Below are 22956 nucleotides of genomic sequence, written 5' to 3'. Positions count from 1 at the left end.
ACTTTTTTGACTTCTCTTTTTATTTTTTCGAAGGCGATTTATCTTTATGAAGTATTTGCTTTATGCCTGTCTTGCTTATAGTGCTTCATGTTTTGCTCAAGACATGCCTATGCCACAACAAGCCATTAGCGCTGTTAACGCAAACAAAACTCTTCTCACCGACATTGAACTAGCTGGCCCAAATCTCATTGCAGTTGGCAAACACGGTGTGGTTATCACAAGTACAGACGCTCAAACCTGGCAACAAGCCAGTGTGCCTACTCAAGTGCTGCTAACAGCCGTTGATTTTTATAATAGCGATTTAGGTTGGGCATGCGGCCATGATGCTACCATCATCAATACCGTAGATGCAGGTAAAACGTGGCAATTACAGCAATCATTACCAAACATGGATAAGCCATGTTTAGACATTTTATTTACTACAGACAAACAAGGGTATGCAGTCGGTGCATATGGAATGTTTTATGAAACTAACGATGGTGGCCAAACTTGGCAGAAACGTTTTTTAGATAGCCTGTTATTTGAAGAAGACCGTGAATACCTCAATGATTTAAAAGACAGTGACCCAGAAGGCTATGAAATTGAAACTGCTTCAATACTGCCGCACTTTAATCGCATCGTTAAAACCGATGAGAGTCTATTTCTAGCCGGTGAAATGGGTTTAATGGCACAAAGTGTCGACAATGGTCAAACCTGGCAGCGTCTTGAGGAGATATATATGGGCTCTTTCTTTACGTTTGCGTCAACTGCGGATCAAGGTGGGGAAGACCTAGTTGCAGGCCTTCGAGGCAACATTTTCACTCGCCAAGCAGGCAGCGAACAGTGGCAACAAATACCACACGACAATTATGCAACCGTAAATAGCGCGATTAAATACAACAACCAGTGGTTATTATTTGCCAATAGCGGGGTGGTATTCCAAATTGAGGATGGCCAATTATCAGAACAACAAATGGCCGATGGTAAATCGTTACTTGATGGTGTTGTGTTTCAAGACAAACTAGTTATGGCTTCAGAAAATGGCATTAAAGTGAAGGAGTTGAATCCGTAATGCGTGGTTTTTTAGATATTTTAGAAAGAGCGGTGTTTCGTCATCGCTTATTCGCAATTATTTCCTTTGCTTTGATCACTTGTTTCTTATTATTCAAAGCAACACAAATTCAATTAGACGCGTCGTTTAATAAAAATATTCCGCTTAATCATGACTACATGAAAGTTTACACCAAACATGAAAAACAGTTCGGTGGCGCTAACAGCATTTTGATTTCAGTCTGTGATGCAGATGGTGATATTTTTAATGAGGAATTTTTCACCCAACTTAAAGCAGTTCACGACCAGCTTTACTTTATTCCAGGTGTAAATCGTCCGTTAGTTAATTCAATCTTTGCACCGAGTGCACGTTTTGTTGAAGTAGTTGAAGATGGTTTTGCTGGCGGTCCAATTATTCCGGCAAACTTCACTGCTGATAAACGTGGTCTTGCGGTTGTAAAAGAAAACATCGAAAAAGCAAAAGTCGTTGGTCGCATGATTGCCAGTGACTATTCGTGTGCAATGGTAACCGCTCAGCTACTCGAGACTGATCCACAAACGCAAGAAAAACTCGACACTTTAGCATTTGCAGAAAAGCTAGAAACGCAAGTTCGTGAACCGCTCAGTACTGACAAGGTAAGTATTCATATTATCGGTTTTGCCAAAATGGCAGGGGATGTCGCAGAGGGCGCTAAGGGCGTACTGCTATTCTTTGCTATTGCCATTGCTTTCACATTTGTGATGGTTTGGCTGTTCTGCCACTCTTTAAAACTGACAATTTTACCGATTGCCTGTTCAATCATTGCCGTTGTTTGGCAGTTAGGCTTGCTTTCAAGCTTAGGTTTTGGTTTAGACCCAATGTCAATTTTAGTGCCGTTTTTAGTGTTTGCGATTGGTGTAAGCCATGGCGTGCAAATGATCAATGACATCGGCAAAAAAGTGTCTACGGGTAGTTCAACTCGGGTTTGCTGTCAGGCAAGCTTTAGAGCACTTTTGATCCCGGGTGGTATTGCACTGCTATCAGACACAATTGGTTTTTTAACCTTACTCACCATTGATATTGGTATTATCCGTGAACTTGCTATCACCGCAAGTTTGGGTGTAGCGGTAATTATTTTCACTAATTTAATTTTATTACCTGTTTGGGCATCGTACATGCGCTTTGAAGGCTCTGTGCATATTCAAGCCGGTACTCACACAGACAAACCAAATCTACTAGACAAGTTACGCGAGCTATTAGTAAAAGCCACAGACCGTAAAACGGCGGGTTTTATTATCGTCTTTACGGCTGTGTTATTTGCAGTGGGTTACTGGCAAGCTGACAAAATGCGTATTGGTGACTTGCATGCTGGTGCGCCTTCTTTGCATCAAGATGCCCGCTATAACCAAGATACCTTTTTGATTTCTGATAAATACACTATTTCATCAGATATCCTAAAAGTGATTGTAGAAGCGTATCCTGCTGCGTGTACGGAGCATGATGTTATGGAGCGTATTAGTCGTTTCCAATGGCAGATGGAAAACGTTGCAGGGGTACAATCGGCTGTGAGCTTAAGCTCAGTTGCACAGTCAGTTAATGCCGGCTTTAACGAAGGGAACTTAAAATGGCAAAGCCTGCCTCGCAATACGGCAAGTTTAGTGCAAGCTACTTCACGGGTTGAAACAAGCTCAGGTTTACTCGATGGTAACTGCTCAGTAATGCCAGTAATTATTTTCTTAAATGACCACAAAGCAGAAACGATTGACCATGTGGTAGCGAAAGTTAAAGAGTTTGCTAAGGCAGAAGAAACCGATGAATTAAAGTTTAAGCTAGCGTCAGGCCCTGTCGGTGTTATGGCCGCAACGAACGAATCGGTATCAGCTGCACAGCTACCTATGATGCTTTACGTTTACGGCGCCGTAATCCTGCTATGCTTAATTAGCTTTAGAAGTGTGAAGGCAACGGTCGCGGTTGTATTACCTCTGTACATCGTATCAACCTTAGCGCAAGCGTTGATGGTACAACTTGAAATAGGTTTAACAGTGTCGACATTACCAGTTATCGCTTTAGGTGTTGGTATTGGTGTCGATTACGGGATTTACATACTTTCATCAATGATGGGGCAGCTAAAACAAGGTGTGGCACTGGAAGTCGCTTATCGTAATGCATTAGCAGAGCGAGGTAGTGCAGTGCTGTTCACAGGTATTACCTTAGCCATTGGTGTTAGCACATGGATTTTCTCTGATCTGAAGTTCCAAGTGGATATGGGTATTCTTTTAACCTTCATGTTTTTGGTTAACATGTTGGGTGCAGTACTACTTTTACCTGCAATTGGTAGCTTCCTCTGGACTGACCAGAAAAAATAATGTGAATAATTGTGCTCCAATATGGCCAGTAATGGCCATTTATATCTATATTTTGTGAATAGATGACCAAATAGCTGAAAAGCTTAAAATGATTTCATCGAAAAGGCTGTTTATTAGCTGTAAAAGAGTTAGAATTTACCTGACTCCACGCTAATAAATGGCTGTACAAATATTCTACTAATCGATAAGTAGTATAGATTAAGGAACATACAATGACACGAAATGAAGGGCAAGCCTCGGTTATCTTAGATAATGTCTGTAAGCTGATCCAGAAAAAAGTTCACGCTGATAATGTGTTACTCGTTGAGAAATTCGCCAAAGCCTTGTACAGCAATATGTCTAAAGAGGATTTGGCTCATCGCAACGATAGTGACTTATATGGCGCTGCACTAAGCCTATGGAACTCGCTAGAAAAAAATAATTCTGATGACGCGGTTGTCCGTGTTTTCAATCCTGAAGTAGCAAAAGATGGCTGGCAGTCATCGCACACCATTGTTGAAATCATCGCGAAAGACATGCCTTTCCTCGTTGATTCTGTGCGTATGGCCATGACCCGCGCAAACATCGCTTCTCACTTATTACTTCACTCTCCGTTGAAAATCCAACGTGATAAAAATGCTAAAATCACCGGTATTTCAAGCTTAAAAGCAGAGCAAGAATCAACGTCGACAAAAACTGTGTTCTTTATCGAGATTGATCGTCAAACAGATGCAAAAGTAATTGAGTCTTTCAAAAAAGAACTTGAGTCTGTGTTAGTTGACGTATCTATCGCTGTAGAAGATTGGCAGCCAATTCGTGAAAAGCTTATTGCGGTAACGAAAGACTTACCAAAACGCCACCATAACAATAACGAAAGCGAAGTTGCAGAAACGGTAGAGTTTTTAGATTGGTTAGCTAAAGATAACTTTACGCTAATGGGTTACCGTGAGTATGAACTTTCGCCAGTGCAGGGTGATTACCAGTTAAAAGGTAAAAAAGGTACTAGCCTTGGTCTGATGAAAAACACAGACGAAGAGCATAGCCGTTTACTTTCTGAGTTACCTGAAGTAGCGCGCCAAGAAGCGCGTAGCAGTAACTTATTAATTTTAACGAAAACAAACTCAGTGTCTCGTGTACATCGTCCAGCGTATATCGATTATGTAGGTATTAAGCGTTTTGATGATGAGGGCAATGTAATTGGTGAAGACCGCTTCCTTGGTTTATTCTCATCAAGCTTTTACAACAACAGCGCCGCTGATGTACCTGTACTGAAAAGTAAGATTAACCGCATTATGGAAATGTGTGACTTTGCAAAAGGCACCCATGCATACAAAGCGGTATTAAATATTTTAGAAACGTATCCACGTGATGAACTTGTGCAAGCACGTGAAGCTGAACTACTTGAAGTTGCCATGGGCGTATTACAAGTACAAGAGCGTGATATGTGCCGTATTTTTGTGCGTAAAGACGCATATGGCCGTTTCTTCTCTTGCATGGTTTATGTACCGCGTGAACGCTATAACACAGCACTACGTCGTGAAACGCAACGTATCTTAGCCAATGCATTTAATTCTGACGATAAAGTCGAATTTACTACTTTCTTCTCTGAGTCAACATTAGCCCGTACACATTACACGGTGCGTGTGACTGACAATAATATTGAATATAACGTGAAAGACATCGAAAACAACCTAATTGAAGCTGCCCGTACTTGGGAAGATAGACTCCAATCTGCACTACTTGAAAGCGCAGGTGAAGCACGCGGTAAAGAATTAAACCGTAAATATGCACAAGCGTTTGCAAGTGCGTATAAAGACCAGGTTCTACCAAGTGCAGCGGTTGTTGATATTGAAAAGCTAGAACTTCTAAATGACGAGAACAAACTAGAAATGTTGTTCTACCGTCCACAAGAAGAAGCAAACACAAATGTGGTTCGTCTAAGCTTATTCCATAAAGATGTACCAATTCACTTATCTGACGTAATGCCGATGTTAGAAAACTTTGGTTTACGCGTAGTTGGTGAAACACCTTACTCAGTAAAAACGACTGACGGTAAAGTTAATTGGATCATGGACTTCACCATGCTAATTGACAACAAGGGCATTGCTGATTTTGATAAAGTGTCAGCGCGTTTCCGTGCAGCGTTAACGAACGTGTGGAATAACCGTTTAGAAAACGATGGTTTCAACCGTTTAGTATTAATGGGTGGCTTAACAGGTCGTGAAGCGTCTATTCTACGTGCCTACGCTAAATACATGCGCCAAATTGGTGTAACTTTCTCGCAAACTTACATCGAAAGCACATTTGCAAATTACCCACACATTGCATCGCAAATCGTTAACTTATTCACTAAAAAGTTCTCAGTTAAGAACCCAGGTAGTGAAAAGACACTTGAGAAGCTAGTTGCACAAATTAATCTTGAGCTCGAAAACGTAGCAAACCTAGATGATGACCGTATCATCCGTTTATACGTTGATATGATCAATGCAACTCTTAGAACGAACTTCTTCCAAAAAGAAGCGGATGGCCAATTTAAGTCATACGTATCATTCAAAGTTCAGCCTTCTATGATCCCAGAAATGCCATTACCACTGCCTGCGTTTGAGATCTTTGTATACTCGCCGCGCGTTGAGGGTGTGCATTTACGTGGTGGTAAAGTTGCTCGTGGTGGTTTACGTTGGTCTGACCGTCGTGAAGACTTCCGTACTGAAGTACTGGGTCTTGTTAAAGCGCAACAAGTTAAAAATACGGTTATCGTGCCAGTCGGTTCGAAAGGTGGCTTCGTATGTAAACAGCTACCGACAGACCGTGAAGCATTCTTCAAAGAAGGCCAAGAGTGCTACAAGATTTTCATCCGTGGTTTATTAGATATCACAGATAACATTGAACGTGGTGAGATTGTTCCACCAGTTGATGTTGTTCGTCATGATGAAGATGACCCGTATTTAGTTGTTGCTGCCGATAAGGGTACTGCGACTTTCTCTGATATCGCTAACGGCATCGCAAATGAATATAACTTCTGGCTAGGTGATGCATTCGCATCAGGTGGCTCAGTAGGTTACGACCACAAGAAAATGGGTATCACTGCAAAAGGTGCGTGGGAATCTGTTAAGCGTCATTTCCGTGAAATGGACATTGACTGTCAAACAACTGATTTCACTGTTGTGGCAATCGGTGACATGGCGGGTGACGTGTTTGGTAACGGTATGTTGCTTTCTAAGCACATTCGCTTACAAGTAGCGTTTAACCACATGCACATCTTTGTTGATCCAAACCCAGATGCAGCGACATCTTACCCAGAGCGTGAGCGTTTATTTAATCTACCGCGTTCTTCTTGGGAAGATTACAACAAAGACCTCATTTCTCAAGGTGGTGGTATTTTCTCTCGTGCGGCTAAATCAATTAGCTTAAGCCCAGAAATGAAGAAAATGCTTGGCACTAAGAAAGCGAGCATGACACCTAACGAGTTAATCAAAGCAGCTCTAATGATGGAGTTTGATTTACTTTGGAATGGAGGTATCGGTACTTACATCAAGAACTCTAAAGAGACTGATGCTGATGTGGGTGACCGCGCGAATGATGCACTTCGTATTAACGGTTCTGAGCTTGGTGCGAAGATCTTAGGTGAGGGCGGTAACTTAGGTGCGACTCAATTAGGTCGTATCGAATTTGCGGCTAAAGGCGGTCGCGTTAACACTGACTTCATCGATAACGTAGGTGGTGTTGCGTGTTCAGATAACGAAGTAAACATCAAAATCTTACTTAATGGCCTAGTTGCTGAAGGTGACTTAACACGTAAACAGCGTGATGAGTTACTTTATTCAATGACTGATGAAGTGTCTGAGTTAGTATTAAAAGACTGTTATCGTCAAACGCATACCTTATCGATTACTCAATCAAAAGGTACGTCAACGCTTAAAGAAAAAGTACGTTTCATCCATGCCCTTGAAAAAGATGGCAAGCTTAACCGTGCAATCGAGTTCATTCCAACGGATGAAGAGCTTGCAGAGCGCGCAGCAGCGGGTAAAGATTTAACTCGTCCAGAGCTTTCTGTACTTGTTTCTTACGCGAAGATGGTTCTTAAAGAGTCTCTAGTGGTTGATGAAATCACTGAAAACCCTTACTACCGTCAGTTATTAGTTAAGTCGTTCCCAGTGCCACTTCGTGAGAAGTTTAACGATGCAATGGATAACCACCCACTTCGTAAAGAGATTATCGCAACGAAACTTGCAAACAACATCGTTAACGATATGGGCCTTAACTTTATGGTTCGTATGCACGAAGAAACAGGTGCTAACGAAGCTGAAATCGCACTTTGCTACTCAATTGCAAAAGAAGTGTTCCAGATGCCAGAAACATGGTCATCAATTGTTGCACTTGATAATAAGATCCCAGCAGCTGTACAAACAGAAATGCTATACCAATTACGTCGTACGGTTCGTCGTGCAACACGCTGGTTCTTACGTCATCGCAATAAAGCACAAACGATTGAGCAAGCAATTGAATTCTTTGCACCAACATTTGCTGATTTAAGTGAAAACTTAAACAGCTACATGGTTGAAAAAGAAAGCGAGCGCCTAGTTAAAGCGGCAGATAAGCTAATTGAGAGCAATGTACCAAAAGCACTTGCAACACGTATTGTGTCACTATCAAGCTTATTCTCTGTAATGGACTTAGCTGAAATTGCTAACAATTCAGAGCGTAGTATTGATATGGTTTCTAATACCTACTTTAAGCTTGGTGCGCGTATGGGCTTACATTGGTTCCTTGACCAAATCACCAACCAACCAGTTGCGAACCACTGGCAAGCACTTGCTCGTGCTTCTTACCGTGAAGAGCTGGATTGGCAACAACGTACATTATCAGCTGTGGTACTTAATAGCTTTGCTGCAGACAGCAAAGACATTGATGCACAAATTGATGAGTGGATGGATAACCAAGATCTACTATTACAACGTTGGAAGCAGATGCTATCTGAGTTCAAAACATCGCAAAGCCATGATTTTGCGAAATTCTCAGTGGCACTTCGTGAACTAATGTTGTTAAGCCACAACTGTGACACTTCCAAATAAGTGAAAAGTCGTTAAAATACATACCCCAGCTCGCTGGGGTATTTTTTTGCCCTTAATTTGCAATGGTCCGTTTATAAACGGCTACCTTGTTTATTTTTACCTAAGGAACAAACCATGTTTTATGATCTAGCTCGCCGTTTTATGTTTACCCGTGATGCGGAGTGGGCTCATGAATTTGCACTTAATAATTTACGCCGATTTGCTCATACGCCATTGAGTGCTGCGTGGTCTCAATCTGTCCCTAATAAACCCGTTAACTTTTTAGGTTTAGAGTTTAAAAACCCAGTAGGTTTAGCGGCAGGCTTAGATAAAAATGCCGAGTGTATTGATGCATTTTCGCAAATGGGTTTTGGTTTTGTTGAAGTAGGCACTGTTACACCACGTGCTCAAGCGGGTAATGACAAGCCACGTATTTTCCGCTTACCTGAATCAAATGCGATTATTAACCGCATGGGCTTTAACAATAAGGGCGTTGATAACCTAGTTAACAATGTTAAAGCAGCGAAATACGACGGTATTCTAGGTATTAATATTGGTAAAAATAAAGATACACCTAACGAGCAGGGTAAAGATGATTACATTCACTGTATGCGTAAAGTATTTGAGCATGCATCGTATATCACAGTAAATATTTCTTCACCGAATACCCCAGGTCTTCGTGACTTACAATATGGTGAAGCGCTTGATGACTTATTGCAAAGCTTAAAGAATGAACAACTTGATCTAGCTGCTAAACATAACAAACAAGTGCCTATGCTAGTTAAGATCGCCCCTGATCTTGATGAAGTTCAAATTGGCCAAGTTAGTGAGTCATTGATCAACAATAAGATCGATGGTGTTATTGCTACAAATACCACGCTTGAGCGCGCGATGGTACAAGGTCAACAATACGCAAACGAAGCGGGTGGTTTATCTGGCCAACCAGTACGTCAGCGTTCAACCAACGTGGTTAGTGAGCTTAAGCGTTTAACCGAAGGTAAACTACCTATCATTGGTGTGGGTGGTATTGATGATGCGGATTCTGCAAAAGAGAAATTTGCAGCAGGTGCAGACCTTGTACAAGTTTACACTGGATTCATTTATAAAGGCCCAGAATTGGTAAAAACGATCCTAAATAGCTTATAAGGATCAGTTATCTAAGCAATTGATCATTAATAAAATGTTCTAAGAAATCATTTTATTAATGGTCTGCTTTAGTTATAATTTATGATTAAGCGCACAGTATTTATTCGTTAGGGAGGAGACATGTTACAAGCATCTAAGCAATGGAAATGGCTTGCTTGTGCGAAAAATAATCGTCTTTTGGTTGACCTTGACCAAGATATGCAACTGTGCACGCCTTATAAACTTCGCCAACTTACTGATGCTGTTTTACAAGAGCCAAACTTTAGCCTTGAAGATGCTGCATTTTATCAACAAGTTTATCAATACCTCGAAACATTCTCACTGTGGAACCCTGCACAGCTTTGCCAAATCGCGCTAAATGCCACTGCGGTCAAATTTCATTTAAAGCCAGTACTTGCAAAAAGTTGGTTCTTTCATGAGTATCATGGCAGCCAGCCAAGTGTTGAAGCAGTGGTTAAATTGTGCTCGGAGGCACAAGAAGGTGAGTTTTTAATTGTTGACCACTCAAGCGAAGCCTCGGTATGTATTAACTTAAGCCAACACTTTCAACTAGACGAAAACCTTTCTCTTGAACAGTTTGAGGCTATTAAGGTTTTAAATAACCGTATCCATCCTGTTTATATTCAACAAAAACAGTTTAAATCTGCCTAGGGCGTGTTGACCTTTGTGAATTAAAATTTGTTCACTGTAGGGGCGATTTAATCGCGGCGCGAGATTTGTAACCTAGTGAGCTAAGTAAAAATCCAGCTAATATCCCTGCAAATGTTGGCGTTTTTGTTCGCCAAGCTATGCTATAATCCTGCGCAATTAGCATTTAAGGGTTTTTACTTTGCAATTTATCGCACTTACTTCTATCGGAATAGAAAATTTACTTGTTGATGAGCTTACAGCACTTGGTGCCGAAGTCTCAAAACAAACCGTGGGCTCTGTACGTTTTGAAGCAGATAGCTTATTAGCACAAAAGATTTGTTTATCGAGCCGTTTTGCGACTCGTATCATGATGCTGATAGAAGAAAAAGAAGGCGTAAAAGACAAAGACAGCCTTTATCAATTTGCGCGCTTGCAGCCTTGGCAGGAGTGGTTTGGCCCTAAACAAACCTTTGCTGTTGATTTTAGTGGTACAAATAACGACTTAAAAAATACGCAATTTTCAGGTCTAGTTGTAAAAGATGCGATTGTTGATTACTTCGCGGATTTATTCGAGCAACGCCCTGATGTTGATAAATACAATGCCAATGTACGTGTTGTAGCAAGGTTGAACCGTCAAGGTGTTGCGCTTTATATCGATTATTCTGGCCCGCGTTTATCTGAGCGTGGTTATCGTCAAGATCAAGGCAAAGCGCCGATTAAAGAGCATTTAGCTGCAGCCCTTGTTAAAAGAAGTGGTTGGCTTGAAAACGTACAGCAACCTTTATTCGATCCATGTTGTGGCTCGGGTACCATTTTAATTGAAGCTGCAAGCATGGCACGCAATGAAGCACCGGGCTTATTCCGTGAAGGTTTTGCCTTTGAGCGCCTGCCTAGTTTCCGAATTCAAAAATACAAAGAATTAAAAGCAGAACTAACTGCACAAATTACAGATCCTAAACTCTGGCTTATTGGCCATGATATTGACGGAAGTGTGATTGCAAAAGCGCAAGAAAATGCAGAGCGTGCTGACCTTGGTAATGTGATTAAGTTTAAACAAAGCAATGCCACTAAACTAACGTCTGTTGCGAAACTTCCTGGTGTGGTGATTTCAAACTTACCTTATGGTGAACGTTTAGGCTCAATGGCTGAGCTTGTTAACTTACACCGTAGCTTAGGTGTTGGCTTCAAAAAGCACTTTAATCATTGGAAACTTGCTTTACTAGGCACCGACGAAAGCTTATTTAAATTACTAAAGCTAGTTAAGCAAAAGCGCTATAAGTTTAAAAATGGCCCGTTAGATGTAGTATTAAATCTATACCAACTAGACGATAAACAAGTAGAACTTAGCAAAGAAGATAAGCCAGCTCTTAATTTTGAAGGTTCAACCGCCTTTGCAAACCGTTTAAAGAAAAATAAGCAAAATTTAAAGAACTGGTTAAAGCAAAATGAAGTAAGCTGCTACCGTGTTTATGATGCGGATATTCCAGAATATAACGTAGCTGTTGATGTATACGATGATTCAGCGGTTATTTTTGAATATGCTGCACCGAAAGAAATCGATGACAATACGGCTCAAAAACGTTTGCAAGATGTGATCAGCTTGACCGCTGAGCAGTTAAAGATCGCACCAGAAAACATTGCGGTTAAAGTGCGTAAAAAGCAAAAAGGTGAAGAGCAATATACCAAGGTAGCAAAACAAAATCGTACTCAAGTTGTTGAAGAGTTTGGTGCTAAATTCAAAGTAAACTTATTTGATTATTTAGATACTGGTTTATTTTTAGATCACCGTTTAGCTCGTCGTTATATCCAACAAAACGCACAGGGCAAACGTTTCTTAAACTTGTTTGCTTATACAGGCAGCGCATCTGTCCATGCTGCTGTGGGTGGTGCCAAAGCCATTACCACAGTTGATATGTCAAAAACCTACTTAAAGTGGGCGCAAGAAAACTTTGCCCTGAATGATATCAGTAATACACGCTATCGTTTTGAGCAAGCAGATTGCTTGAAGTGGCTTGAGTATGCACAAGGCCAATATGATTTAATTTTCTTAGATCCACCGACGTTCTCAAACTCAAAACGTATGAAAGATGCATTTGATGTACAACGCGACCACATCAAACTTCTTACTTGGGTTAAGAAGATTTTAAGCCCGAACGGTACGCTTATATTCTCAAACAATAAGCGTGGCTTTAGCATGGATGAAGTAGGGCTAATGGGTCTGGGTTTAAAAGCAGAAAACATTTCTGACAAGACTTTATCACCAGATTTTAAACGTAATAAGCAAATTCATAATAGCTGGCTTATTACTCATGGCTAATTTTACCCTGTACCACACTGATGGCTGTCATCTGTGTGAAATGGCCGATGAATTATTAATTGCTGCAAACGCTTCGTTTGTAGCAAAAGACATTATGGACAGTGAACAGCTGATTGAACTTTACCAAACCAGTATTCCGGTTGTGGAATCTCATCAAGGCGAGAAATTATTTTGGCCTTTTGATGCTGAGCAATTAGCGCAATTTATTGCTGATAATAAAGAATAAGAGTAGTAATCACGATGGATTTAATCAGAATAGCCAAAGCTCAACTCGCTTATGGTACGCATCCGCTACTAGATGATGCCGATGCCGTTATTGAGTCAGGTGAGCGTGTTTGTATCGTTGGTCGAAACGGGGCAGGTAAATCAACACTACTAAAAGTGCTTGATGGCCAAGTGACTTTGGATGATGGCGAAATCAACCAATTAGGCGGTATTCGCATTTCACGTTTAGAGCAAGATCCACCAAAAGGGGCGGCAGGCTCAGTATTTGATTATGTAGCTCAGGGTATGCCTGACATCGCTAACTTACTGATAGAATATCACCAAGTTAGTAATCAAATGCAAACAGACTATAACGATAAATTGCTCAACAAATTAGAGCGTTTATCTAATCAATTAGAAACTGTTGATGGCTGGCGCTTTGATACCCGTATTCAGCTCGTTTTATCTCGTTTAGAGCTAGACCCAGAAGCCAAGCTTGAATCATTATCAGGTGGTTGGTTACGTAAAGTTGCGCTTGCAAGAGCCTTGGTTAGTGAACCCGATTTACTGCTACTTGATGAGCCTACCAACCACTTAGATATGAGTAGTGTTATTTGGCTTGAGCAGTTTTTAAAAGAGTTTAAAGGCGGTATCGTTTTTATTTCTCACGACCGTGCATTCATTCGAGCAGTTGCAACCCGTATTCTTGACTTAGACCGTGGTAAGCTGGTTTCGTACCCTGGCGATTACGCGACGTACCTTGAGCAAAAAGCGCATGATTTAAAAGTAGAAGAAACACAAAACGCACTATTTGATAAACGCTTAGCAGAAGAAGAAGCGTGGATCCGCCAAGGTATTAAAGCACGTAGAACGCGTAATGAAGGCCGTGTGCGCGCTTTAAAAGAGTTACGTAAAGAGCGTAAGCAGCGTGTTGATCAGGTCGGTAAAACCGATTTCAATATTGAAACAGCGGATCGTTCAGGTAAATTAGTATTCGAAGCGAAAAACATCGGTCATGCATTTAAAGATAAAGTGATCGCGAAAGATTTCTCGACCCTTGTTATGCGTGGCGATCGTGTTGGCCTTGTCGGACCCAATGGTATTGGCAAAACAACACTGCTTAAAATTTTATTTGGTGACTTAACACCAGATAGCGGCAGTGTTAAGCAAGGTGTTAATTTAGAGTTTGCTTATTTTGACCAGTATCGTCAAAAGCTTGATGAAGAAGCCACAGTACAAGATAACGTAGCTGAAGGTAAGCAAGAAGTGATGATGGGCGGGCGCTCACGTCATGTACTTGGTTACTTGCAAGACTTCTTATTTCCACCGGCAAGATCGCGTACGCCAGTAAAAGCACTTTCAGGTGGTGAGAAAAACCGCTTATTATTAGCAAAGTTATTTTTAAAGCCATCTAACATTATTGTTCTCGATGAGCCAACCAATGATCTTGATATTGAAACCTTAGAGCTCTTAGAAGAGATCATCAACCAATATCAGGGCACTGTGCTGATTGTAAGCCATGACCGTGAATTTATTGATAATACCTGTAATTCTGTATGGGCATTTGAAGGTAACGGCAAGATCACTGACATTGTCGGAGGCTATAGCGACTATGAAGCGTATGCAGCTCATTTAGCTGAGCAAGAAAAACAACAACAGCAACAAATTAAGCAAGAAAAGCCGGCCGTTGTTAGCCAAGATAAAACACCAAAGAAAAGTAATAAACTCTCTTACAAATTAAAACTTGAATTAGAAGAATTACCCAGTAAAGTGGAACAACTTGAAAAAGCGTTAGACGCTCAGCAAGTTGTGGTTAATGACCCTGACTTTTTTAAGCAAGATGCTGCAATTACAACAGAAGCATTGAACCATTTAGCCGAGTTAGAGTCTGAGCTTGAAGTCGCTTTTGAGCGCTGGGAAGAACTCGAAGATTTAAAGAATCAGTAGTAAGGATTAAAATGAAATACAAATTACTCGCTGCCAGTATTTTAGCCACCCTAAGTACCTCAGCGATGAGCGCAACCTATAAATTAGAAGAATTAGGTGGGCTAGACGGAGCAAAACATAATTACGTAACAGATGTCAGTGAGAATGGTCATATTATAGGTATAGCCAATTCTCTTTATAGGTTACCAATTGATATCTCATATATTGATTTTACAGACTCTGCTATCAAAAATGCCTATGATGCTCGTGAATCATATTTTGAATCAATAGACAAAGAGATTACTTTTACATTAGATGATATTGAAAATAATGATGCAGTGAATACCAATGCTGATGCCCATCAGTTTATGATTGATTTTATTACAGACACGCAATCTAACCGTTTAACTAATTCAGAGTATCAGAAACTATCAAGTGCAGCTGCGACGATATACGGCTCCGAGGGTGTTTCGGAACAGGTATTATACGATGAGGAATCACTAGATTATGATGGCTTAACGCGTTCAACTACGAACATCCTAAATGCAGTTAGTGATGATGGTGTTATGGTTGGTTGGGGGAGTGCCCCATATGAAAAAACATCGTTTACACAAACTGATGAAGATGAAGAGGAAACACATTTCTTAAGAGATTTTATTAGTCGTGCTATTGTAATTACAGAAGACGGTGTAAAAGTTGAACTTGCACCAGAGTTCGACGAGTACGGCGGTATTAGTACAGCAAATGATATTATCAAAACAACTAACGGCTATGAGGTTGTAGGTAGTGTTTCAATTGATATCGCAGTTGATCCTCTCGATGATATTACTGATAACTGTGATGGTGAAGATGAACCAGTCTCAGACTGTGTCGAAACATACAATCGAAGCTATACGGCGGGTATTTTTAACAAGCGTGCTGTTAAGTGGACGTTAGATAGCTCTTTAAACATCACTAATACAGAATTGTATGGTTTAGGTTTAACACCAGAAGATGATGAAGATTTCGCTTTTCGTAGCAACGCAATAACTCTGAACGACTCAGGTTTAATTGTGGGTACATCAGATGTTCGTTACAAAGACACCGATACTAGAATTACAATGCCAGTTATCTTTGAAAATGGTGAAGTAAAACAGTTTATAGACCAAGACGATGATTGGACTTCGGGACAAGCTTTAGCTGTAAATAATAATGATATTATTGTTGGTTATGCTGCTAAAAGAATTGACACAGCAACACGCACTAAGTTTTTTTATTATGATAAAAAAAGCGATAGTGTAGTTTTCCCATCTGATTATTTCTCTAGCTCTAGCTCAGTTGCAAACGATATTAATGATAACGGTATTATTGTTGGTGAAGGTGAAACAGATATCTATAACACCACTACTCGTCGTAGAGAAGGCTTTATTTATACGGTGGGTGATGATTCTATAGTTAATCTCAATGACTTATTACCTTGTTATGAAGAAGATGGTGAGACTCATTTTAAATACACGGTCGCTGAAGCGAAATCAATTAACAACAATAATGAAATCTTTGGTGTTGCGACTAAAACTGTTGAAAAGACAGATTCATTCGGTAATGTTGTAGTTGATGTTGATGGCAATATCGAATATGAAAGTATTGCTGTTGCTGTTAAGTTAACACCAATTGATGGCAGTGTTGAAGAATGTCCTGCAGAAGAGATTGAACAATACGAGCGTCAATCAGCAAGCTTCCCATGGTATGCTTTATTGCTATTACCATTTGCAGCTGCACGTCGCTTCTTTAAAAAGTAATCGTTTCGTAATCGAGACTTACTAATCAATATTAAAAACCCAGCTTTAAGCTGGGTTTTTTGTCTATACTGAAATCAGTTATTTTTTATGGCGATGTATCCATGCTTTTCGGACTGAGCGTTTCCAAAGCATGTCGGTAGCAAAATAACCGATGATAGCAGCAGCAGTAGCACAAATAAGTGAGCCAACTAAAAAGGCTGGGCCAATTGTTGTAAGGCTATCTATAAACCATTGCCAGCTTGGTTCAAATTGGAAGTGCTGTTGTGGCTGAGCAAGGGCAATCGTGCCTACAATATATGAACAATAGAAAATAGGAGGCATGGTTAGTGGGTTCGTGATCCACACGGTTGCAACAGAAATCGGTAAATTTACTCGAAATGGAATAGCCAGGGCGGCTGCAAGAACCATTTGAAAAGGAACAGGGATGAACGCAAAAAATAAACCAACCGCAAATGCACCACGTGCTGAGCGTCTATTTAAGTGCCATAAATTGGCATCATGCAATAAACGACCAAAAATTCTTAAATACTTGTGTTCTTTTACCTTGTTATGATCTGGTAAAAAGCGTTGGATCGTTTTCTTAGCCATTTAAAGCAACCATTTACATCTATTTGGTTATGCAGCGGCTTTGTCATAGGCTGTTTTTTCACCCTATATACATTTGGCACTGCGGCGTTTTATATAATGAGTTTTGCTGTATTGCTAGCAGGTGCCTATTTTAAGCCTTTTTTAACTCTATTGTCAGGGTTTATTTGCGCTATTTTGGTAGTGATTTTTCATTACTTCATCTTTTACTCAATCTCTGACTGCAAAATAGATTATCAACAAAGCCGATTAGTTCGATTTGAGGTAGTTGAAACATACAGTGAACAAAGCCCTTACTACATTAAAGCAAGTCTGAAACATATTGAATCTTGCCCTACAAGCATCCGACCTGCTCCTAATGCAATGCTCAGCATTACTTCAGATAAACCTGTTACTAGTGGAGATGAATTAAGCGCAGTACTCAAACTTAAACCTTATCGGTCAGTAAAAAATTTCTACAGTTTTAATAGAGAACGACAAGCATTACTTGAGCGAGTATTTTATAAAGGCCGAAGCGTAGGAGAGGTAAGCTATTTAAATCATCATCAATATGACTCCCTGCGTGTGAGTTATCGCACTTATATTGATAAAATTACGGCAAACACACGATTACAATGGCTTTATTATGCGCTTTTAACCGGTGACAAAAGTAAAATAGGTTATGAAGATAGAAAGCACTTGCGTGAATTAGGATTGTCTCATCTACTTGCTATTTCGGGTCTTCATATCGGACTTATCTTCGCAGTCGGTTTTTATACTAGTAAGTGGCTGCTAAGAGTGAGTCACTTTCGTGTAAGCCAATCAATTCAATTAAATAAGCTATTTGTTGTAATAGGGTTCAGTTGCTCGCTCGTTTATGTTTACTTAAGTGATTTTATAGTTTCTGCAAGCCGGGCGCTGCTAATGTTAGGCTGCTACCTTGTAATCTATAACTTAGGAAAAAACCCAGTGCGTTGGCGTTCAATTTTGTACGCCTTGAGTGTGGTGTTGTTTATAGACCCATTTACGCTGTTGAATCCTGGACTATATTTCAGTTTTTTGGCCGTTACGATCATCTTTCTACTGACTAAAAAAACAATTAATTTGTCACTTAGTTTTTTAAAGCGATTTGTACAGCTACTGCAAGTTCAATGCGCTTTATTTGTTGGTTTACTACCGCTATCCTTATATTACTTCTCAGGTACTAGCGTGATAGGTTTATTGATTAACCTTATTGCTGTGCCCTTGGTCGGTGTGCTGTTATTGCCTTTGTTGGTTTTTTATAGTCTGATTTCTAGCCTACTGGATATTTCAGGTCTGTTATCACTTATCGACATTGCCCTGTATTTTAGTTATCAACTATTGCTTTCTATCCCTAATGACTGGCGTTGGTTGTCGTTCAATGAGTTTAATTTCTCCTTATTGATCATCAGTTACATAACACTTCTGCTGTTGTACTTTAGCCCTAATAAATATGTGTGTTTAATTCCTGTTTGTATATATGCCGTTGATAGTAAATTACAGTCAGAAGCTAAGTTTCAGTTGGATGTGTTTGATGTCGGGCATGGCTTAATGGTGATGGTAAGCAGCAAAAATAAAGCGATAATTTATGATTTAGGCCCACAGTATTTTGGCCGTTATGATTATGTACACCACGTATTACTTAACAACATCAATAAACAGCAGCTATCTGTGATTGACACCATAATAAGCCACTTAGATAACGATCATTCTGGCGGTTTAGCCAGTTGGAAAGAGGCTGGCTATCAACACACTTTAGCTACTTTTCATCCTCAGGGGCTGTTAAATAAGTGCAAAACAACCACCATCAAACTTGCTGAGCTTAATATCAGAAGTTTTACAGCAAAGGTAGAAAAAGCGAGTCGCAATGACCAATCTTGCTTATTAAAAGTAACAGGTTTTAATTATTCACTTTTACTAACTGGAGATATATCAGCAGCGGCAGAAGCTAAACTTGTTGAAGAGGAGGTGGATTTACGAGCGACTATTTTAATAAGCCCCCATCATGGCAGTAATACCTCGTCAAGTTATGAATTTATAGATGCAGTAAATCCTGAAGTAGTTATCCATTCATCTGCTTACCAAGGACAATGGCACTTTCCTCACCCAGAGGTTGTAAATCGTTATAACCAACACCATATACAGCAGTTATCGACGGCAAAGTATGGCCATATACGCATAAAATTTTATTCAGATACGTATCGCTTAGAATTTGCGCGAGAGCAGGAAAGTTATTGGTTCGAACAAGATTGACGTTTTGTTTTTACCCCCTAAAGGCTACAATAGTCGAAGTCTATGAATAAGAGAGTGTTATGGATCAAACTACATCCCAAATCTATAAGCGATTAATCAGTTATGTGGGTGATTATAAGTTAATCGCGTTTTTCGCTATTGTAGGCATGATTGGCTATTCAGCCATGGATGCATTGTTTATCAATTTAATGAAGCCCTTCATTGATGAAGGTTTAAATGATCGTAACACTGATGTTTTAACTTATGCACCATTTGTTGTGATTGCATTGGTATTAGGTCGTGGCATGTTTAACTATATGTCGTCGTACTGTTTAAGTTATGTTGGCTCTCAAGTTGTAAGAACGTTGCGCCAACAATTATTCGAACATATTTTACATCTGCCGGTGTCTTTTCATGATAAAAATTCAAATGGCGATTTAATCTCTAAAATCACCTTTGATACTGAGCAGGTTCAACAAGCCATTACTAAAGCCCTGTTAATTGTTGTTAGAGAAGGGGCGTTTGTTGTTTTCTTACTTTTCAATATGTTTTATACCAGCTGGAAGCTGTCACTGATATTTTTAGTTATTATTCCGCTGGTGGCCGTGATCGTGGCCTTTGTATCGAAACGTTTTCGTATGATTTCGAAAAAAATCCAATCAGCGATGGGCCAAGTAACTCGTAGCTCAGAGCAAATGCTATCTGGTCATAAAGTGATACATGGCTTTGGTGGTCAACAACAAGAGATAACGCAGTTTTCGGCTATTAATAATCATAATCGCCAACAGCGCATTAAAATGGATGCAACCAAAGCGCTAAGCGTTTCTGTTATCCAAATTTTGGCAGCAAGCGCGATGGCCGTGATTTTGTGGGTTGTGTCTATGCCGTCAATGATTGATACCATCAGTTCAGGCGACTTCGTATTACTTATTTCATCAATGATGATGTTATTACGGCCACTGAAGCAACTTTCAAACGTTAATAGCGATTTACAACGTGGTATTTCTGCAGCGCAAAGTATCTTTTTGGTACTTGATGAAGAAGTAGAAAAAGACACAGGCACCTACAGCGTTGCTAAAGTAACTGGGAAAATTGAAGTGAACAATGTGACCTTTAAATACCCAACGAAAGATGAACCTGTATTAAAGAATTTATCACTTTCGATTAATGCCGGCGAAAGCATCGCATTGGTTGGCCGTTCTGGCTCAGGTAAATCGACCATCTCAAATTTATTGCCGCGTTATTATGAGCTTGAAGGTGACAGTGAAATTTTGCTTGATGGCGTCAACATCGCTGATTACAAACTGACAGACTTACGTAAGCAATTTGCACTGGTTTCACAGCAAGTGGTTTTATTTAACGACACCATCACGAATAATATTTGCTATGGCCTTGACCGCGAATTAACAAACGAGGAGTTAATGGCGGTTGCCAAGCAAGCCCATGTTTGGGAGTTTGTTAAAGACTTACCAGAAGGTTTAGATACCATGGTGGGTGAAAATGGCGTTATGTTATCAGGCGGTCAGCGTCAGCGAATAGCCATAGCACGTGCAATATTAAAAGATGCACCTATTTTGATTCTTGATGAGGCGACATCTGCGCTTGATACTGAATCTGAAAAACTAATCCAGCAAGCACTTGATAGCTTAATGAAAGAAAAAACATCGATTGTGATAGCACACCGTTTATCAACAATAGAAAACAGTGATTGCATTTATGTCATCGACCATGGTCAAGTTATCGAAAAGGGCACGCATGGCGAGCTACTTGAAAAAGACGGTACCTATAGTGCGTTATGTAAGATGCAGTTTGGTGAGCAGTAGTGAGTGTTATTGAAAAAAGCTGGTATAAAAAGCCAGGTTTATTAAGCATTTTACTCTTGCCTTTGAGTGTGCTTTTTTGGCTTATCTCAACGCTTCGTGCTTTGTTTTATAAGCTAAATATACTTAAGGCTTTTAAAGCGCATGTTCCTGTCATTGTTGTTGGTAACATTAGTGTGGGTGGAAACGGCAAAACGCCCTTTGTTATTTGGCTTGCTGAGTACTTACAGCAGCAAGGTTTAAAAGTGGCTGTGATCAGCCGTGGCTACGGTGGTCAGTCTGATTCGTATCCACTGTTAGTGACAGAACAAACGACGACAACGCAAGCAGGTGACGAACCTGTACTTATTAAACGCCGCCTAGGCTGTGTTGTAATGGTTGGCCCTGACCGACAAGCTAGTATAAAAAAGTTAGAGCAACATGATATCGATGTCATTATTTCTGATGATGGCATGCAGCATTATAAAATGGCGCGTGATATCGAATGTTGTATTGTTGATAGTGAACGCCAATTTGGTAACGGTTTATTAATGCCTGCAGGTCCACTTCGTGAAACCAAAGCGCGCTTAAAATTGGTTGATTTAGTCATAGAAAATGGTGGCAACGCACAAAGCCGCTATGATTTAGCATCAAGCCCATTTCGAACCGTGAGTAATTCAGAACTCGCCAATTCAGTTCAAGATAAAGGCCATGCGGTCAGTGCTATTGGTAACCCCAAACGCTTTGAAATAAGTCTTGAGCAGCAAGGCATTAACTTACTATCGACTCATCATTTTCGTGATCATTATGCCTACCAAGCAAATGACTTTAGCGATTTTGCAGATGACGCTGTATTTATGACAGAAAAAGATGCAGTTAAATGCTTTAGTTTTGCTAAACCAAATTGGTATTATTTACCTGTTGATGCAAAGCCAACAGCAGCAGTTATCGAAAAACTTAATTTATTATTAAAACAAAAAGGGATCCTCAATGGCCTTTGATACAAAATTACTTGAAATTATCGCTTGCCCAGTGTGTAAAGGTAAATTACGTCTTGATAAAGAAAATCAAGAGCTTATCAGTACCGCTGCGAAACTAGCGTACCCAATCAAAGACGATATCCCGGTGCTTTTAGAAAATGAAGCCCGTGAATTAAGCCAAGAAGAGGTTGATAAGTGGAATTCGTAGTCGTTATCCCCGCTCGCTACGCATCGACGCGTTTACCAGGTAAACCACTTGCCGATATTTGTGGTAAACCAATGATCCAACATGTTTATGAAAAAGCAGTTGCGTCCGGTGCATCACAAGTTTATGTAGCGACTGATCATCAAACAGTGTTTGATGCAGTAAAGAAGTTTACTGATAATGTATTGATGACACGTGAAGATCACCAATCAGGCACAGAGCGTTTAGCTGAAGTTGTTGAACAGTTAAAACTCGAAAGTGACACTATTGTTGTCAATGTGCAAGGTGATGAGCCTTTACTGGCAAGCGAAAATGTATCTCAAGTTGCCATGCTAATTGCTGATTCTGATGCGCCAATGGCGACTTTGAGCACCAGCATTGATGAGATTGACGATATATTTAATCCCAATTGCGTGAAAGTCATTAACGATGCAGACAACAACGCACTGTATTTTTCGCGCTCGCCAATCCCTTATCATCGTGATGCGATGATGAATGATGACCGAGATAAGCTAAATCTTGCTGATTTTGCGCGCCATATTGGTATTTATGCTTATCGTGCTGGCTTCATTAAAGACTACATCGAATTACCAGAATCTCGATTAGAGCTTTTAGAGTCATTAGAGCAGCTTCGTGTACTTTATCATGGTCACAAAATTAAAATCGCAAAAGCTCTGTGTGCACCGCAAGCAGGCGTAGATACTCCTGAAGATTTAGCGCGCGTTATTGCAGTGCTTGGCAACTAAAAA

15 protein-coding genes are annotated in these 22956 nt (G+C 40.1%); 14 read left to right on the top strand and 1 reads right to left on the bottom strand.

The window, feature by feature from the left end:
- Nucleotides 1–46: 46 nt before the first annotated feature.
- The 9 genes from AOG27_RS02245 to AOG27_RS02205 all read left to right on the top strand — a co-directional run bounded on the left by AOG27_RS02245 (nt 47) and on the right by AOG27_RS02205 (nt 16406).
- Entirely contained in the window at nt 47–1051 is a 1005-nt protein-coding gene (locus AOG27_RS02245; protein ID WP_054551391.1) for a WD40/YVTN/BNR-like repeat-containing protein, read from the top strand.
- Complete coding sequence (locus tag AOG27_RS02240) at nt 1051–3375, top strand: efflux RND transporter permease subunit (RefSeq protein WP_054551390.1); 2325 nt, start codon at nt 1051–1053, stop codon at nt 3373–3375. Before AOG27_RS02245 ends, AOG27_RS02240 begins: the two co-directional genes overlap by 1 nt.
- Before the next feature lie 212 nt (nt 3376–3587).
- The gene (locus AOG27_RS02235) at nt 3588–8426 is read left to right on the top strand and encodes an NAD-glutamate dehydrogenase (RefSeq protein ID WP_054551389.1); all 4839 of its coding nucleotides are present in this window, start codon (nt 3588–3590) and stop codon (nt 8424–8426) included.
- A gap of 114 nt (nt 8427–8540) precedes the next feature.
- Entirely contained in the window at nt 8541–9551 is a 1011-nt protein-coding gene (gene pyrD / locus AOG27_RS02230; protein WP_054551388.1) for a quinone-dependent dihydroorotate dehydrogenase, read from the top strand.
- Between the two features lie 120 nt (nt 9552–9671).
- Nucleotides 9672–10202 carry a cell division protein ZapC domain-containing protein gene (locus AOG27_RS02225; protein WP_054551387.1) on the top strand — a complete coding sequence of 177 codons (531 nt, stop codon included), beginning with the start codon at nt 9672–9674 and terminating at the stop codon, nt 10200–10202.
- 178 nt (nt 10203–10380) lie between these two features.
- Nucleotides 10381–12498, top strand: coding sequence for a bifunctional 23S rRNA (guanine(2069)-N(7))-methyltransferase RlmK/23S rRNA (guanine(2445)-N(2))-methyltransferase RlmL (rlmKL, locus tag AOG27_RS02220; protein WP_054551386.1), 2118 nt, complete (start codon nt 10381–10383; stop codon nt 12496–12498).
- Nucleotides 12491–12724: a glutaredoxin family protein gene (locus AOG27_RS02215; RefSeq protein WP_054551385.1), complete on the top strand. Its 234-nt coding sequence runs from the start codon at nt 12491–12493 to the stop codon at nt 12722–12724. The genes rlmKL and AOG27_RS02215 overlap by 8 nt, the downstream gene beginning before the upstream one ends.
- 14 nt (nt 12725–12738) lie before the next feature.
- Nucleotides 12739–14649 carry an ABC transporter ATP-binding protein gene (locus AOG27_RS02210; RefSeq protein WP_054551384.1) on the top strand — a complete coding sequence of 637 codons (1911 nt, stop codon included), beginning with the start codon at nt 12739–12741 and terminating at the stop codon, nt 14647–14649.
- 11 nt (nt 14650–14660) lie between these two features.
- A complete protein-coding gene (locus AOG27_RS02205; RefSeq protein ID WP_054551383.1) occupies nt 14661–16406 on the top strand; it encodes a DUF3466 family protein in 1746 nt (581 codons plus the stop codon).
- A 78-nt stretch (nt 16407–16484) separates the two neighbouring features.
- On the opposite strand, the gene AOG27_RS02200 is transcribed toward AOG27_RS02205, so the two are convergent.
- Complete coding sequence (locus AOG27_RS02200) at nt 16485–16994, bottom strand: DUF2062 domain-containing protein (protein ID WP_054551382.1); 510 nt, start codon at nt 16992–16994, stop codon at nt 16485–16487.
- Nucleotides 16995–17090: 96 nt separating this feature from the next.
- On the opposite strand from AOG27_RS02200, the gene AOG27_RS02195 reads away from it, so the two are divergent.
- From AOG27_RS02195 to kdsB, 5 genes are read left to right on the top strand one after another with little or no spacing between them, the layout of a single operon-like run.
- The gene (locus AOG27_RS02195; RefSeq protein WP_054551381.1) at nt 17091–19244 is read left to right on the top strand and encodes a DNA internalization-related competence protein ComEC/Rec2; all 2154 of its coding nucleotides are present in this window, start codon (nt 17091–17093) and stop codon (nt 19242–19244) included.
- Between the two features lie 59 nt (nt 19245–19303).
- The gene (gene msbA / locus AOG27_RS02190; protein WP_054551380.1) at nt 19304–21046 is read left to right on the top strand and encodes a lipid A export permease/ATP-binding protein MsbA; all 1743 of its coding nucleotides are present in this window, start codon (nt 19304–19306) and stop codon (nt 21044–21046) included.
- Nucleotides 21046–22023, top strand: coding sequence for a tetraacyldisaccharide 4'-kinase (gene lpxK, locus AOG27_RS02185; RefSeq protein ID WP_054551379.1), 978 nt, complete (start codon nt 21046–21048; stop codon nt 22021–22023). The genes msbA and lpxK overlap by 1 nt, the downstream gene beginning before the upstream one ends.
- The gene (locus tag AOG27_RS02180) at nt 22013–22210 is read left to right on the top strand and encodes a Trm112 family protein (protein ID WP_036968654.1); all 198 of its coding nucleotides are present in this window, start codon (nt 22013–22015) and stop codon (nt 22208–22210) included. The genes lpxK and AOG27_RS02180 overlap by 11 nt, the downstream gene beginning before the upstream one ends.
- Nucleotides 22198–22953 carry a 3-deoxy-manno-octulosonate cytidylyltransferase gene (gene kdsB, locus AOG27_RS02175; RefSeq protein ID WP_054551378.1) on the top strand — a complete coding sequence of 252 codons (756 nt, stop codon included), beginning with the start codon at nt 22198–22200 and terminating at the stop codon, nt 22951–22953. Before AOG27_RS02180 ends, kdsB begins: the two co-directional genes overlap by 13 nt.
- Nucleotides 22954–22956: the final 3 nt, after the last annotated feature.

Origin of the sequence: Pseudoalteromonas lipolytica (genome assembly GCF_001306915.1) — a bacterium.
In the GTDB taxonomy this organism is placed as follows: Bacteria; Pseudomonadota; Gammaproteobacteria; order Enterobacterales; family Alteromonadaceae; genus Pseudoalteromonas; species Pseudoalteromonas simplex.
This window is presented reverse-complemented; position numbering and strand designations above follow the sequence as displayed.

Bases quoted from the DNA above. Each gene is read 5' to 3' on its own strand.
- msbA (WP_054551380.1), top strand. From the start codon at position 19,304: ATGGATCAAACTACATCCCAAATCTATAAGCGATTAATCAGTTATGTG.
- AOG27_RS02225 (WP_054551387.1), top strand. From the start codon at position 9,672: ATGTTACAAGCATCTAAGCAATGGAAATGGCTTGCTTGTGCGAAAAAT.
- AOG27_RS02240 (WP_054551390.1), top strand. From the start codon at position 1,051: ATGCGTGGTTTTTTAGATATTTTAGAAAGAGCGGTGTTTCGTCATCGC.
- AOG27_RS02215 (WP_054551385.1), top strand. From the start codon at position 12,491: ATGGCTAATTTTACCCTGTACCACACTGATGGCTGTCATCTGTGTGAA.
- pyrD (WP_054551388.1), top strand. From the start codon at position 8,541: ATGTTTTATGATCTAGCTCGCCGTTTTATGTTTACCCGTGATGCGGAG.
- AOG27_RS02200 (WP_054551382.1), bottom strand. From the start codon at position 16,994: ATGGCTAAGAAAACGATCCAACGCTTTTTACCAGATCATAACAAGGTA.
- AOG27_RS02205 (WP_054551383.1), top strand. From the start codon at position 14,661: ATGAAATACAAATTACTCGCTGCCAGTATTTTAGCCACCCTAAGTACC.
- AOG27_RS02210 (WP_054551384.1), top strand. From the start codon at position 12,739: ATGGATTTAATCAGAATAGCCAAAGCTCAACTCGCTTATGGTACGCAT.
- AOG27_RS02195 (WP_054551381.1), top strand. From the start codon at position 17,091: ATGAGTTTTGCTGTATTGCTAGCAGGTGCCTATTTTAAGCCTTTTTTA.
- AOG27_RS02180 (WP_036968654.1), top strand. From the start codon at position 22,013: ATGGCCTTTGATACAAAATTACTTGAAATTATCGCTTGCCCAGTGTGT.
- AOG27_RS02245 (WP_054551391.1), top strand. From the start codon at position 47: ATGAAGTATTTGCTTTATGCCTGTCTTGCTTATAGTGCTTCATGTTTT.
- AOG27_RS02235 (WP_054551389.1), top strand. From the start codon at position 3,588: ATGACACGAAATGAAGGGCAAGCCTCGGTTATCTTAGATAATGTCTGT.